This window comes from Candidatus Methanoplasma cognatum (assembly GCA_009777615.1).
Classification (GTDB): domain Archaea; phylum Thermoplasmatota; class Thermoplasmata; order Methanomassiliicoccales; family Methanomethylophilaceae; genus Methanoplasma; species Methanoplasma cognatum.
This window is the reverse complement of sequence record WRLM01000001.1, coordinates 305,676-320,449: the sequence shown is the minus strand read 5'-3', so window position 1 is coordinate 320,449 and position 14,774 is coordinate 305,676. Positions and strand designations below refer to the sequence as shown.

Here is a 14,774-nt window from a genome sequence, read left to right as displayed (position 1 = left end):
CAATGCCCAAAGAAATGATAATAATGGCCGACGGCCCCGATGACAAAGGCCTCAGGAAAGAACTCGTCACGAGCGCGCTGGAGTCCGGGATCACTACCGCCATCGTCAGGCCGGAAGATGCGGACCTCGGATCCCTCGGGAATGTGAGATTGCTGTTCAACAGCGGCGGGATCATCTCCGATAATATCATGTTCATAAAGCTGAACACGCCGGAGGATCAGGACCGCGCCATGTCCCTGGGGGGGAAATGCGAAGCCGTAATCCTCGGGAATTCAGACTGGACCATCATACCGCTGGAGAACATGATAGCTAGGTTCAGAGGCACCGGCACGAAGATCTACGCCTGTGCGTCCGACCCTGAGGACGCCAGGGTCTATCTCCAAACGCTTGAGAAAGGAGTGGACGGGATCGTCATTATCGCAGAAACAGGAAATGATGTCAGAAGGTTCTCCGATTTGATATCTTCATCTAAAAAGATAGAACTCACCCCGCTGGAGGTCGTTTCTGTGAGGAACATTGAGATGGGCGACAGGGTGTGCGTCGACACGGTGAGCATGATGAACCCCGGAGAAGGCATGCTCATCGGCTCGCAGGCGTCCTGTTTATTCCTTATCCAGTCGGAGAGTGAAGAGAACGGGTACGTCGCGGCTAGGCCTTTCAGAGTTAACGCCGGTGCGGTCCACTCTTACGCCCTTGATCGTGAAGGGAAAACAAGATACCTCTCCGAATACCGTTCCGGAGATCCCATCCTTATCGTCGACTCGGAGGGGAACACAAGGATATCTTCCGTGGGAAGATGCAAGATCGAGAAAAGACCGATGGTGCTTCTCGAAGCCTCCGACGGAAAGAGCGTTTATTCCACGATCCTGCAGAATGCGGAGACCGTCAAACTCAGCGGCCCGGACGGTTCCGTATCCGTCTCAAGAATAAAGAAAGGGGACAAAGTTTTCGCCAGATTGGAATCCGGCGGAAGACACTTCGGAATGAAGATCGATGAGACCGTCAGGGAGGTATGATGAGACTCTGCGCATCCCTGAGCTCCGTCTCCGACATCGAAGGGATAAAAAAAGCAGATATGGCGGAGATAAGGCTGGATATCCTCGGCCGCGTTCCCGATATCCCCGGAAAGGACCTGATAGTTACGTTCAGGGACCTTCCCGATCTGTCCCTCCTGCCCGAAGGATTCGGAGGGATGATCGACGTAGGGGAACACGAAGTTCCCGCCGTCGATCTTGATATCATATCTTCACACCACAACTTCAATTCAACTCCGTCCGGGGAAGACATCGCGGGTCTGCTGAACAGCATGCCCGGCGACGTCTCGAAGGGCGCGTTCAGTATAAACTCCCTTTCCGACCTGAAGAGTCTGTACGACTCGTCCCGCCTGGTGAAAAAAAGGCATGTCCTGCTGGGCATGGGCGAGCTCGGCGCGGTCACCAGGATCAGAGGAGACATCCTGGGAAATGAATTCACTTTCGCGTACGTGGGCAAGCCAACTGCGCCGGGGCAGCTGAGTCTGGAGGAGATGTCATACCTTGGCGATGACCCAATGGTGGTCGGCATCCTCGGACATCCTTTGGAAAAGACCCTCTCTCCAAAGATGCACAACACGGTGATGAAAAAGATGAGGATCAGAGGTATCTATCTCAAATTCGACGTAGAGACCCTTGAACATATCAAGGATGTCATTATTGATTACAACATAAAGGGAATGAATGTCACGATCCCCCACAAATCATCGGTGCTCGGGCATCTCGACGCCGTTGACAAGAATGCCGAGACGGTCGGCGCGGTCAACACCATAGTCAACGAGAACGGGGTCCTGAAAGGATACAACACCGATATCCTGGGAATAGAGCATGCCCTGAAACTTGCGGGATTCGACCCTCGCGGCAAGAGAGCCCTTATCATGGGGTCCGGCGGCGCGGCTCGTGCCTGCGCGTTCGCTCTTACCAACAACGGATGCCGCGTCACCGTCACCGGAAGGAACGAAGTAACATCCCGTTCGCTCTGCCGGGACCTCGGCTGCGACTTCTTTCATAAGGAGAGTGTCGCCCTCATGCTTTACGATCTGATCATCAACTGCACCCCCGTGGGGATGTACGGAAATGACGAGTATCCAGTCAACATATGCCAGCTCACCCGGCACCATACTGTTTTCGACATGGTCTACGGGACCGAGACCCCTCTGATAAAGAAGGCAAAAGAGGTGGGCGGAGGGATCGTTTCCGGAGAGGATATGCTCGCAATGCAAGGCACCGCGTCGCTGGAGATGTGGACCGGGAAGAAAGACCTGTTCGAACATATGAGGGGGGCTTTGGAATGATGGGGCAGGGCACCTCGTACGGTGCGGTCTCGGTGATCAACGCGATGCCCTGCGGCATCGGCTCGACCATCGGCGTCACCCTGCGGACCCATGCGGTCTTCCACCCTGCTGGAGAGGCGAAAGATGTGCTCATATCCAACGACCCTTCCGAGAATAAAGAGATGGCGAATATCTGCGTCTCTGAGTCATATAAAAGAATGGGCATCGAAGAGCCGGATGGGTGGCTGCTTAAGATCTCGTCCGAGATCCCCATATCCCGCGGGCTTAAGAGCTCAAGCTCCGCCTGCAACGCGATCATATCGTCCGTGATGGATTCGGAGAGGTTCGATATGGACATCATTGAAAGAATAAAGCTCGGGGTCAATTGTGCCAGGAAGGCGGGCGTCACCGTCACCGGGTCCTTCGACGACGCCTGCGGATGCGGGCTCGGAGGCCTTGTGATCACCGACAACAGAGAAGACACCATACTATTCCGGGAAGACATCGGCGAATACGATGTTCTGATCCATTCCCCCAAATACAAGATCAGGAAGACGGGGCTCCCTCTGGAAAAGCTGAGGAGCATATCGTCCGAGGTCGGGGCTCTGGTGGACGTAGCAAGGACCGATCCCTTCAAAGCTATGACCGAGAACGGAAAGCTGATCGCGTCCGTTTCTGGAATAGACAACACCGTCTCCGATATCGCCATGGAGAACGGCGCCCTCGGGGCCGGGGTCTCCGGATCGGGGCCGGCCATCGCAATAGTTCTGGAGCCGGGAGATGCTGAGGATTTTATTGAAAGAACGGGGCTGGTCGGACTGATCTTCACCCGCACAAGGAGGCCGTCAATATGAAAATGTCATTCGGCGGCGGATGTCTGAAAGGTTCCGTTTCCTCTCCGCCGTCAAAGAGCCACACTCACAGAGCGATCTTCCTGGCCTCGATGGCCGGAGGAGTGAGCAGGGTCTCTAACTGTCTGATATCCGACGATATCCTGTCCACGATCGGGGCTGTGGAGTCCATGGGAGCATCCGTCAAGAGGAAAGGGAACGAACTCCTTATCTCCGGGGGGGACCTCCGTTCTCCCGGAGGGATAGTGGACGCCGGCAACTCCGGGACAACTCTCCGCATATTCTCCGGAATAGCATCCATATTCGATGAAAAAGTAACGATCACCGGCGACTCTTCATTGAGGAAAAGACCTATGGGGCCGCTGCTTGATGCGCTGAGCCGGATGGGGGTCGAATGCTCCTCCGACGACGGAAAACCTCCAGTGGAAATAAGGGGGCCTAACCGGGGCGGAAAGGTCGCCATAAACGGAGGCATAAGCTCGCAGTTCATTACCTCCCTGATGGTCACATCGCCCATGCTTGCCAATGATTCCGAGATAATCATCGAAGGAAAGATGGTGTCTAAGCCCTACCTTGACGTCACCGCCCATATCATGGGTCTGTTCGGTTCGGATGTAAGTATGGCGGGCAGCATATTCAGTATAAAGGGCGGGACCGGATACCGCCCGTACGATTATGTCGTGCCCGCCGACTTCTCATCCGCGGCCTTCCCCCTCGTCGCCGGAGCCTTGGGCGGAGAGGTGACCGTGAAAGGACTGCAGATGGACGATCCCCAAGGAGACAGAGTGATCATCGACATTTTGAAGGACGTCGGCGCGCTGGTATCCGTTAGCGGTGATTCCGTGACCGTGAAGAAGAACACCCTTCTGGCGGCGGCCATAGACATAGGGGGATGCCCCGATCTGTTTCCCATATTGGCGGTGCTCCTGAGCACCGCCGAAGGCACAAGCAGGCTCTACGGCGCGCCGCAGCTCAGGTTCAAGGAGAGCGACCGCATAAGGACAACGGTGGATATGCTGAAGGCCATAGGAGCGGATGCGTCCGAGACCGACGACGGATGCGTCATCAGAGGCAGAAGCAGATTGAGGGGCGGCGTCGTTGACAACGCCGGGGACCACCGCATCATGATGGCCGCGGCGGTAGCATCTTTATTATGTGAGGACGCCGTAATCATGGACAACGCAGAGTGCTGTTCGGTGTCGTATCCCGAATTCCCCGAACACATGATGTCTTTGGGAATGAGAGTCGAGGTGATATGATGTACAGGATGGGAGAATTGATCGTGTTCACGCTCTATGGAGAAAGCCATACTGAGTATGTGGGAGGCACTTTGGACGGCGTCCCGGAAGGCACGGAGATCAGCGTCGAACAGATCAACAGAGAGCTGGACCTGAGGAAACCTTCCGAAGGGATAGGCACCCCCCGTGCGGAACCGGATGAGGTGGATTTCCTTTCCGGGATCTGGGGAGGAAAGGCGACGGGGCAAAGGATACACTACAGGATCGCGAACACCAACACCGACACATCGAAGTACGAAATTTTCAACAGGACACCCCGCCCGGGACACGCGGATCTCCCCGCCCTTGTAAAGTCCCCGGACCACAAGATCAAAGGTGGCAACCAATTCTCCGGAAGGCTTACCGTGTCGATCGTCGTTGCCGGGAGTATCGCAAGACAGTTCCTGTCGCAGCGCGGGATCAGCGTGGCGGCGTTCACGAGATCGATAGGAAAGATAAAGGATGAGGAGGAACGGACCTTCGATGACGCCGTTCTTTCAAAACAGCGCCGGACCAAGGCGGCGACAGACGATCTGGATTCAATGATGGCCGATGCGATACTGGAAGCGTCATTTGACAAAGACAGTGTCGGAGGCACGATAGAATGCATCGCGACCGGTCTCCCCATAGGCCTCGGCGGAACGTGGTTCGAGTCCCTTGACGCGGAGATAGCAAGGGCCGTCTTCGGTATCCCCGCCTGCAAAGGCGTCGAGTTCGGAAAAGGGTTCGGGCTTGCCGGGATGAGAGGCTCGGAGAGCAACGACCCGTATTATTATGACGACGGGATAAAACTGCGCTCCAACAACATGGGAGGGGTATTGGGGGGAATGAGCGACGGCGCCCCTCTGGTATTCCGCGCGGTCTTCAAGCCGACCCCGTCCATAGGAAAAGAGCAGGATACGGTGGACCTTGAGCTAATGGAGAACGCCAAGGTCAGCGTTGAGGGGAGGCACGACCCCTGCATAGTGCCGAGGGCGGTCATCGTCGTCGAAAGCGTGACCTGCCTTGTTCTCGCGGACCAGATAATCAGAGGGGAACTATGAGCCTGGATGAGCTTAGGTCGGGAATAAAAGAAACGGACCTTGAGATACTGTGCCTCATGAAAAAAAGGCTGGACCTTGCCAAAGAGGTCGGTCTCTGCAAAATAGAGAAGGGGCTGGAGATCATCGAGCCCTCCGTTGAAGAAGCGGTCGTCGGAAGATATCGAGCTTTCGCCGAAGACAACGGAATGAACCCCGAATATGCCGAGGATATCTGCAGGATCCTTATCCGAGAGTCGGTGGAACTGCAGAGATCCCTCAAATGATCATTCCAGGTATGCGCCGTTCGCGCCGTTGGTTACCAGTTTCCTGTACCTTTTCTGAACGCCTGTCGCCGGATGCTCGACCGCTTTCACTTTGGAAAGGCGCTCTTTCATCTCTTCGTCGGATATCTTCACACTGAGCTTCCTTCCGGGGATATCTATCTCGATAACATCTCCGTCCTTCAGCGCCGATATCGGCCCCTTTTCGTAAGCTTCCGGAGAGATGTGTCCTATTGCCCCTCCTCTCGTCGCGCCCGAGAACCTTCCGTCTGTGATCAGCGCCACGGAATCTCCGAGGCCTCTGCCCATGACAAGGCTGGTGGGCGACAGCATCTCCGGCATTCCCGGAGCTCCCTTCGGACCTTCGTACCTTATGACGATCACATCTCCGGGCACTATCTTTCCGGATGTTATCGCGGCGGTCGCGTCCTGCTCGCTGTCGAACACCCTCGCCTTTCCGGTGAAGCGCATCATGTTCTCGCTCACCGCCGCCTGCTTTACGACGGATCCCTGAGGTGCAAGGTTTCCCTTCAGTATCGCTATCCCGCCCTGCGGATGGAACGGGTTGTCCAAAGGCCTCAGGACATTGTCGTCCGTGACCTTTGCCTCCTCCGCGATCTCCTTCACGCTCTTTCCGTTGACGGTGGGGGCGTCCTCGATCATTCCCTTCAATCTGTTCAGGACCCCCGGCATGCCTCCGGCGCGGTCCAGGTCCCGCATTGAGTATATCCCTGCCGGCCTGAGGCTTGTTATATGGGGTATCTCTCTGGATATCTCATCGAAAAGGTCCAGCGTGACGTTGCACCCGAAGTCCTTCGATATCGCGGGAATGTGGAGGGCGGTGTTCGTCGATCCGCCTATGGCCATATCGACGCGCACGGCGTTCCTGAATGACCTCATGGTCACTATATCTCGGGGCTTAATGTCCTTCTTCACGAGTTCGACTATCCTCTTTCCCGTTTCCTTTGCGATCTTTAATTTTTTCTTATCCACGGCCAGCGATGTCCCGCAGCCGGTCATGCTCAGTCCCAGGACCTCGGTCAGGCATGCCATCGAGTTTGCGGTGAAAAGACCGGAGCAGCTTCCCGTTCCGGGACATGCGGCGCACTCTATGGTCTTCACGAAGTTCTCATCCACGGTCCCGGCGGAATATGATCCCAGCGCCTCGAACACCGATTGGAGGTCGAGATCCCCTTCGTTGAGGTTCCCGGGCTCCATGGCGCCTCCCGTTATCATTATTGCGGGAACGTTCATTCTTCCCGCCGCCATGAGCATTCCCGGCGTCACTTTATCACAGTTCGTGACCCCGACCCATCCGTCAAAGGCATGGCCCTCGATCATGACCTCGCAGCAATCGGAGATCACCTCTCTGGATATGAGAGAGAACCTCATGCCGTTATGGCCCATGGCTATGCCGTCGCAGATCGCCGGAACGCCGAAGGTGAACGGCTTTCCTCCCGCCTCTATTATCCCTTCTCTGACCGCTTCCGCGATCTCGTTGAGGTGGAGATGTCCGGGCACGATATCGTTCCACGAATTGGCTATGCCTATGAACGGCTTCTCGAAATCCTCGTCCTTCAGGCCGTCTGCTCTCAGCAGACTTCTGGCCGGCGCGCTTCCTATCCCTTTTCTGACGACGTCGCTTCTCATACGGATCGACCTATGTTCCGGCTTAGCGGTAATGTACGTAAATAATTATCTGAATACCCTTCCGGATGTGAGCCGCCGGTCTCTTTTGCGGGCGCCCGTGAGGATCGGCCCGCGTTACCTGAACACAATGGTTCAGCGCGTCCTTTTCAGCTGTCTCTCCGCCTCGCGGTACGCTTTGACCGCCGCACCCGGGTCCTTGGTCTTCATGAACCCGTCCCTCATGCATATGCCCGCCGCATCGGATGCCAGGACCTCCTGGAAAACATCCGGAAGGATGCCTCCCGCCCCAACGACTGGGATGTCCACTTCCCCCAGCATGTATCTGAGCGTGGCAAGACCTTTCGCGTTCCTGCATGATTTGCATGAAAGATCAAAGACATCGCGGAATATCAGCAGCGAGGCGCCCAGTCTTTCTGCCTCCGCCGCCTCCTTCTCGTTCCGCACGGTGGTCAGTATCCTGCCGAATCCTTCCGGCTTAGAGGTCCTGAGGTCCCGAAGGCTGACGTATATCGTCCCGACCCCCAGTTCCTTCGCCACCTCCGCGAATTTATCCGCACAGAACTCCACGCCGTTCTTCTCGCACTCCGCTTTGCAGAACAACGCCAGTTCTTTATATTCGGGCGGGGAAAGGTCCCGTTCGGAGAGAATGATCATTTCCGGTCCGGCTTCTGCAATAAGGGCGATCTGTTCTTTGAAGGGCAGCATGGATATCTTTCTGTCGGTGGCCGCTATTATCATGCGGTATCCATCGGTAATGCCGTATTTGAATCCATTTCCGAACGATGTGTTACGCGGCAGAAAAGAGAAGTTTGAAAGAACGTTTGAAGGGATCGATAGCCGCCGGCGGGCGGTTTGTCTGTGACCTCACAATATCTTCCGTAAAATAAAAAAGCCAGCAGTTGTCAGCAGCAGGGCGCCTATCATCAACGGCAGGAAACCGCCGCCTAAGATATCGTTACCTTCATTCTCTCCCATCAGGCCTCCTTCATCCTCTTCGGCGAAGTACAGCATCACCTGCAGAGGCACGGCGATACGATAAAATAACAGCTCCGGGTCCGGGAGCGGGGTCGCTCCCACACGCCATCTCTCAAATTGGTATCCGTCGTCCGCATATGCTCTGACGGTCACGTCCGCCCGGTCCGGCAGACTGACGATCGTTGTGTACTTCGTGAACGGTCCGTAGTCCACGCTGTATTCGGCGTAACCGCTGCCTTCCACCATAGCGATGGTGAGGGTCACCTCTGACTCAGCGCCCTTCACCCAGATGGTGTGGTTCATGCCCACATTACGGAATGTATATGACCCGCGGTCTATCTCCGCCTGCGAAAGGTGCATGCCGTCGACTATTACCGCATCGATGTAGGATCCTGCGTCGGCGGAGAAGGTGAATGTTATGCTGTTCCCTTTCTGTACGGCCGCCTTCCCCTCCGGAGATATGGAGGTCAGGGGATCGGAGGTTGCGGTGATGTAGTATTCCTTGTTCACAGGCGGTAATCCGTCAGATACCTCCGGCACAGAATTGCCCGGATCTTTCGTAAGACAATATGCTGCGGACTCTCCGCTTGCGTCCCCTCTCCATTCGATGAGGGATCCGCTGCCTGTCGGCTCCGAGGCGGTCTCCTGACCCTGTGAGATGTTGTTCCCATCAGCATTACCGATACCGGCCGCCGGTTCTGCCATTTGGCTTAATGCGGGCATAAGTATGATCATCAATACGGCCGCCGCTATTGCCGTCAGTACCCGTTTCTCAGATGCTGTTTTCACCGCTGACATTTCGATCCGCCGCCTCGTCTTTGATAGGGGCCGTTACAATGCCGTGAATGGGGGAATAGGGAAGGAACGGGAATGTCCTGAAGGAGTTTTTGCTCATGCCAAAAATATTGAGCACAAGACCTCGCGTTTCGTCCCTTATTCACGACATTGAACGGTTTTGTTATCGAATTGATTTTCGACAAAGATAAATAACACATAATAATATATAAAATCTCCAGTGATACAATAGTTTGTATATAGTTACTATGTGCCTAATATATCTATAAGAGCGGTATTATGTAAAATATAGAAAAATCGTTAAAAACCGATTTTCCTCTGCGGGGAGGCGCGCCTGTCGCGCCGATGGTCCGGGATGTGTGCCTCCCTGCCTCATATTGAGGCTGGATCCGGACCTGGGGGTGTAATGAACTTCCGCTTCGGATGGCATATGAAAAGCACGCCCGATATGAACACCCGTAACGGTAAAGCGCCGCTTGTTTGATATATATAATAAAAGAAAGGTTGTTGGTAAGGTGTTTAGGTGCTGCGAAGAACGATCTCGATGTTCACGCCGTCGGGCACTTGGATCCTCATGAGCTGCCTGAGGGCGCGTTCGTCGGCATCCAGGTCGATCAGTCTCTTGTGGATGCGCATCTCCCAGCGGTCCCAGGTCTCGCTTCCTTCTCCATCAGGGCTCTTCCTGCAGGGAACCCTGAGCTTCTTCGTAGGAAGAGGGACGGGTCCGCGTATGTCCACGCCGGTCCTCTGGGATATCCCCTTGATCTGGGCGCATACGCTGTCAACCTTTGCCGGGTCAGTGCCGCTGAGTGAGATCCTTGCTCGCTGTGACATGTTTTATCCCTTAAATAAAGGACGAAGGCCTCAGTTGGCCTTCTGGACCTCGATGCACATACCGGCAGCGACGGTCTGACCCATGTCACGGATGGCGAACCTTCCGAGCGGCGGGAATTCTTTTGCAGTCTCGATTACCATCGGCTTCGTCGGCTCTACCTTGACGACGGCGATGTCGCCTGTCTTAAGGAAGGGCGGGTTCTCCGCTTTGACCTGACCGCTCTTGGGGTCAATGGTCTTCACCAGCTCAACGAACCTGCAGGCCGTCTGAGTGGTGTGGCAGTGGAACACGGGGGTGTATCCGACGGTTATGGCGGAGGGGTGGTTCAGGACGACGATCTGCGCCGTGAACTGCTTTGCGACGGTCGGGGGGTTGTCCACCGGGCCGGCTACGTCTCCTCTCCTGACATCGTTCTTAGCTACGCCGCGCACATTGAACCCGACATTGTCGCCGGGGCCTGCGGAGGGCAGCTGTTCGTGGTGCATCTCGATGGATTTGACCTCACCCGGCACATGAGAGGGCTCGAACATGATCTTCATGTTCGGCTTCAGTACGCCGGTCTCGATCCTTCCTACGGGAACGGTTCCGATACCTGTGATGGTGTAGACATCCTGGATCGGCATCCTGAGGGGCTTGTCCGTCTGCTTCTCGGGAACTTTGAGTGTATTGAGGGCCTCGATAAGGGTGGGTCCCTTGTACCACGGGGTGTTGGCCGATTTTGTCTTGACATTGTCTCCCGCCATTGCCGATACGGGGACGAAGGACACTGTGTCGGTCTTGATGCCGACCATCTGCATGAGCTTGCTCATCGCGTCGACGGCCTCTTTGTATTTTGCCTCCTCGTACTTCACCGCATCCATCTTGTTGATGGCAACGATGATCTGTCTCACGCCGAGGGTGGTCGCGAGGAAGACGTGTTCTTTGGTCTGTGCCTGAGGTCCCTCTATCGCGGAGCAGGTTATGACCGCTGCGTCCGCCTGCGAGGTTCCGGTGATCATGTTCTTAACGAAGTCGCGGTGGCCGGGGGCGTCGATGACTGTGAAATAATACTTGTCGGTGTAGAATTTCTTGTGTGCCACATCAATGGTGACTCCTCTCTCCCTCTCTTCCTTCAGGCCGTCCATGACCCATGCGAAGTAGAAGGACCCTTTTCCTTTCTCCTCCGCCTCTTTCCTATATTTCTCTACCAGGTGGGGCTCGATAGCGCCGGTTTCCAGAAGGATCCTTCCCGTGAGGGTGGACTTTCCGTGGTCGACGTGACCGATGATGACCAGGTTCATGTGCTCTTTCTCTGCCATTTTCATACCTCCTACTTTATAGGTCTGTTTTTCTGCGATAAGATGTTTATATTTAAAGTTTACAGGCTTGAGTAGTAGCGGGCGTCATATGGCTCGGGGCTCATTCCCTTGCGGGTCCTGATCTCCGTGACGACCTTCTTCTGTAACTCAGGCGGCAACTGTTTGAAACCCGCGTTCTCTGTGGACCAGAGAGCGCGGCCCTGTGTAGACCCGCGTATATCCGACGCGAATCCGAACATGTCTGCCACGGGGCATTCGGCGGATACTATGGAGTACGTCCCGTCCTGCCCCATTTCCAATATGGTTCCGCGGCGCTGGTTGATGAGGTTCACCGCCCCGCCCATATAGTCAGGCGGAACATTGATGAATACTTTCTGTACCGGTTCGAGGAGGGTCCTTCCGGCCTCGCACATCGAACCGTATATTCCGTCCCTGACCGCCGGGATGACCTGCGCCGGCCCTCTGTGGATGGTATCCTCATGGAGTTTCGCATCCATCAGTTTTACCTTCACTCCGGCGGACTTCTCGCCTGCGAGAGGGCCTCTCATCATCGCCTCTTCGAAGGCCTGCTTCACCAGCTCCATCGTCTCATGGAGATACTGGATACCTTTTGTGTTGTCCAGCAGCATGTTGCTGTTCTTGAACATCACTATGCCTTTGGCCTCTTCCTTTTCAAGGCCGAGCTCCTCAAGCTGTTTTGCCATCGCCTTCTGATCTTTTATCTTTGCGTCGGGGTCTATCTCGCCTTTATGAATGGCTTCGACGACCGCCTCCTCCAGAGGCTCCACCAGGAAGTAGAACTTGTTGTGCTTGTTCGGCGACTTGCCTTCGAAGGGGTTGGTGTTCTTTCCTTTTATGCACTCCTGATAGACCACGATGGGCGCCGAGGAAACGATCTCCACGCCCTGCTCCTTCACGATGCGGTATTCTGTTATCTCAAGGTGCAGCTCGCCCATACCTGACATGAGGTGCTCCCCTGTCTCGTTGTTGATCTCAATGTTGAGTGACGGATCTGCCTTGGCGATTGTCCTCAGAACTTCGACCAGTTTGGGGAGGTCCTTCATATTCTTTGCCTCGATCGCTTTCGTGACCACCGGCTCCGAATAGTGGGCCATTTTCTCGAACGGATCCATCTCTTTCAGCGAGGACACCGTCGAGCCTGCGATGGCGTCCTTGAGGCCTGTGACCGCCGCTATGTTGCCTGCGACCACATCGTCGATCATTATCCTGTCCGCGCCTACCATCAGCGCGACCGTCTGCACCCTCTGTGCATTTGGCATACCGGATATGTAGAGGACGTCCCCTTTCTTCACTGTGCCTGAGAACAGCCTTCCGATCGCTACCTCTCCCGCATGGGGGTCCATTATGATCTTGTTTATCATGAATGATACGTCGCCGTTGTGATCGCAGGCCAGCATCTGCTTGCCTATATCCGAGCCTAGATCTCCTTTCCAGATCGTGGGTATGCGGATCTTCTGCGCGTCCTTGGGGTTCTGTATGTGCTTGATGGCCATCTCAAGGACCACCTCATGAAGCGGTGATTTCTTGGCCAGCTCTTTCTGGCCGCCCTCTCTTGCGCAGAAGTCGAATATATCGCTGAATGATATCTTCGATCTCTGCATGAACGTTGCGGATATGGCCCAGTTGTTGTACGCTGACCCGAATGCCACCGTACCGTCCTGTATGCTCACCTGCCACTGCTTGTTGAGCGGCGCGGGGAGGGTGTCCTTTATCTTCTGGTTGAACTCAGCGACGATCTTGGAGAACTTATCTATCATCATCTCCTTCGTGACCTGCTGCTCGACTATCATCCTGTCTACCTTGTTGATGAACAGAAGCGGCCTTACCCTCTCTTTCATGGCCTGCCTTATGACAGTTTCCGTCTGAGGCATTATGCCTTCTACTGCGCAGCAGAGTATGAACACTCCGTCCAGCGCTCTCATCGCCCTTGTGACGTCCCCTCCGAAGTCAACGTGACCGGGGGTGTCGATAAGGTTTATCAGATAATCCTTGCCCTCAAAGTTGTGGACCATTGACGCGCTCGCGGCGTTGATGGTTATACCTCTGGCCGCCTCCTGCTCGTCGAAGTCGAGAACGCACTGCTTCCCCGCCAGCTCGGCGGACATCATGCCTGCCCCCGCTATGAGGTTGTCCGAGAATGTCGTCTTACCGTGATCTATGTGCGCCGCGGTACCGATGTTCCTTATGTTTGCCGGATCCACCATCAGTTCCGTCGCTCTTTTGATGTTGTCTTCTTTACGTCCCATTTCAACTCACCTAGGATCACCTGGCCGACTGCGCGACCCTCTCGATCTCTTCCTTCTTGGCGACCGCGAACGATGTCATGTCGCCCTTTGCCGCCAGCATTATCTCGTCGGCCAGACACTCGTGTATGGGCTTCTTGCTCTTGGAAGAGGCCCTGACGACGCCTGTGGAGATGTTCCTTATTGCGATGTCAAGCCTCCTCTGAGGGGAGATGTCCACCGCTTTGGGCACCGATATGCCTCCGAACTGGAGTCTGGTCACCTCTTCGCGGGGCGCCGTGTTCTCCAATCCCTCCACCAGTATCTGGAGGGGGTTCTTCTTGGTCTTTTGCGCAACTATGTCGAATGCCTGAGAGACCGTCTTGTACGCCTTCATCTTTTTCCCGGTGTACTTTTCGGTCCTCATTATGTTGTTTATCAATCTCTCTACTATGCTCAGTTTGGATTTGCCGAACCACTTGTTGGCATGCTTTCCGCCCGAGTGAGGCACGTTTGTGGGTGTTAGGTCTATGTATTTTGCCAACCCGCCGTCGTTGATGACGACCTCGGACGTGTCGTACTTTCCGAATATGAGCGCTTTCTGTGCAACGTTCTCCGACATTTGATTCACCTTACCGGTTTCTCGGTCCTTCCGCGGACCATTTCATTCAATGAGACGTTGTTCACTTTGATGACCTTGTAACGGACCCCGGGGATATCGCCGTAAGAACGGCCCATCCTTCCGCCGATGCCTTCGACAAGCACCTCGTCGTGCTCGTCGATGAAGTTGATGGCTCCGTCCCCCACTGCGAAAGCTGTGATCTGACGTCCGTTCTTTATGAGCTGGACCTTCACGCATTTGCGGATGGCGGAGTTGGGCTGCTTCGCCTCCACTCCGACCTTCTCAAGCACTATGCCGCGAGCCTGGGCCGATCCCTCCAGAGGGTCGGACTTCTCCCTAAGTTTCAATACTCTTTTCTTGTATCCACGGTCCAGCCAGCGGAACTTCTGCCTGTCCTCTCTCGTTTTTCTTGCAGTGTATAGACCTCTACCCAAACGTTTCACCTCATTATTTGAAGTATTTTTTGCGATTATTCTTATCGTATTTAAAGCTCATGCACTGAGCGGAGCTTAGTTCTGAGGTTGGCTAACTCGATTAGATATATAACACCTTTTATAGAGGGCCCTGTCCTCAACGGAGTTGGTATCAATACGGGCCGAAATATGTTAAAAGCGTCCCGC

The 14,774-nt window shown here is 55.0% G+C and carries 14 protein-coding genes; 6 read left to right on the top strand and 8 right to left on the bottom strand.

Features of this window, described 5'->3' with window-relative positions; translation table 11 throughout:
• Positions 1-2 precede the first annotated feature (2 nt).
• From FWG96_01535 to FWG96_01510, 6 genes are read left to right on the top strand one after another with little or no spacing between them, the layout of a single operon-like run.
• On the top strand, positions 3-1,016 hold the full coding sequence (locus FWG96_01535) for a 3-dehydroquinate synthase II (protein ID MCL2031944.1): 1,014 nt from the start codon (positions 3-5) through the stop codon (positions 1,014-1,016).
• Positions 1,016-2,326, top strand: a complete 1,311-nt coding sequence (aroE, locus tag FWG96_01530) for a shikimate dehydrogenase (protein ID MCL2031943.1) — start codon at positions 1,016-1,018, stop codon at positions 2,324-2,326. Before FWG96_01535 ends, aroE begins: the two co-directional genes overlap by 1 nt.
• The gene (locus FWG96_01525) at positions 2,323-3,159 is read left to right on the top strand and encodes a shikimate kinase (GenBank protein MCL2031942.1); all 837 of its coding nucleotides are present in this window, start codon (positions 2,323-2,325) and stop codon (positions 3,157-3,159) included. The genes aroE and FWG96_01525 overlap by 4 nt, the downstream gene beginning before the upstream one ends.
• Complete coding sequence (aroA, locus tag FWG96_01520) at positions 3,156-4,415, top strand: 3-phosphoshikimate 1-carboxyvinyltransferase (protein MCL2031941.1); 1,260 nt, start codon at positions 3,156-3,158, stop codon at positions 4,413-4,415. The genes FWG96_01525 and aroA overlap by 4 nt, the downstream gene beginning before the upstream one ends.
• A complete protein-coding gene (gene aroC / locus FWG96_01515) occupies positions 4,415-5,476 on the top strand; it encodes a chorismate synthase (protein ID MCL2031940.1) in 1,062 nt (353 codons plus the stop codon). The genes aroA and aroC overlap by 1 nt, the downstream gene beginning before the upstream one ends.
• Positions 5,473-5,739, top strand: a complete 267-nt coding sequence (locus FWG96_01510) for a chorismate mutase (GenBank protein ID MCL2031939.1) — start codon at positions 5,473-5,475, stop codon at positions 5,737-5,739. Before aroC ends, FWG96_01510 begins: the two co-directional genes overlap by 4 nt.
• On the opposite strand, the gene ilvD is transcribed toward FWG96_01510, so the two are convergent.
• The 8 genes from ilvD to FWG96_01470 all read right to left on the bottom strand — a co-directional run bounded on the left by ilvD (position 5,740) and on the right by FWG96_01470 (position 14,597).
• Positions 5,740-7,386: a dihydroxy-acid dehydratase gene (gene ilvD / locus FWG96_01505; GenBank protein ID MCL2031938.1), complete on the bottom strand. Its 1,647-nt coding sequence runs from the start codon at positions 7,384-7,386 to the stop codon at positions 5,740-5,742.
• A 132-nt stretch (positions 7,387-7,518) separates the two neighbouring features.
• On the bottom strand, positions 7,519-8,124 hold the full coding sequence (locus FWG96_01500; protein MCL2031937.1) for a thiamine phosphate synthase: 606 nt from the start codon (positions 8,122-8,124) through the stop codon (positions 7,519-7,521).
• A 126-nt stretch (positions 8,125-8,250) separates the two neighbouring features.
• Positions 8,251-9,159, bottom strand: a complete 909-nt coding sequence (locus tag FWG96_01495) for a hypothetical protein (protein ID MCL2031936.1) — start codon at positions 9,157-9,159, stop codon at positions 8,251-8,253.
• Between the two features lie 516 nt (positions 9,160-9,675).
• The gene (rpsJ, locus tag FWG96_01490) at positions 9,676-9,990 is read right to left on the bottom strand and encodes a 30S ribosomal protein S10 (protein MCL2031935.1); all 315 of its coding nucleotides are present in this window, start codon (positions 9,988-9,990) and stop codon (positions 9,676-9,678) included.
• 30 nt (positions 9,991-10,020) lie between these two features.
• Entirely contained in the window at positions 10,021-11,289 is a 1,269-nt protein-coding gene (gene tuf, locus FWG96_01485; GenBank protein MCL2031934.1) for a translation elongation factor EF-1 subunit alpha, read from the bottom strand.
• A gap of 59 nt (positions 11,290-11,348) precedes the next feature.
• Positions 11,349-13,556 carry an elongation factor EF-2 gene (locus FWG96_01480; protein ID MCL2031933.1) on the bottom strand — a complete coding sequence of 736 codons (2,208 nt, stop codon included), beginning with the start codon at positions 13,554-13,556 and terminating at the stop codon, positions 11,349-11,351.
• A 16-nt stretch (positions 13,557-13,572) separates the two neighbouring features.
• Positions 13,573-14,154: a 30S ribosomal protein S7 gene (locus FWG96_01475; protein ID MCL2031932.1), complete on the bottom strand. Its 582-nt coding sequence runs from the start codon at positions 14,152-14,154 to the stop codon at positions 13,573-13,575.
• 5 nt (positions 14,155-14,159) lie between these two features.
• Positions 14,160-14,597: a 30S ribosomal protein S12 gene (locus FWG96_01470; GenBank protein MCL2031931.1), complete on the bottom strand. Its 438-nt coding sequence runs from the start codon at positions 14,595-14,597 to the stop codon at positions 14,160-14,162.
• Positions 14,598-14,774: the final 177 nt, after the last annotated feature.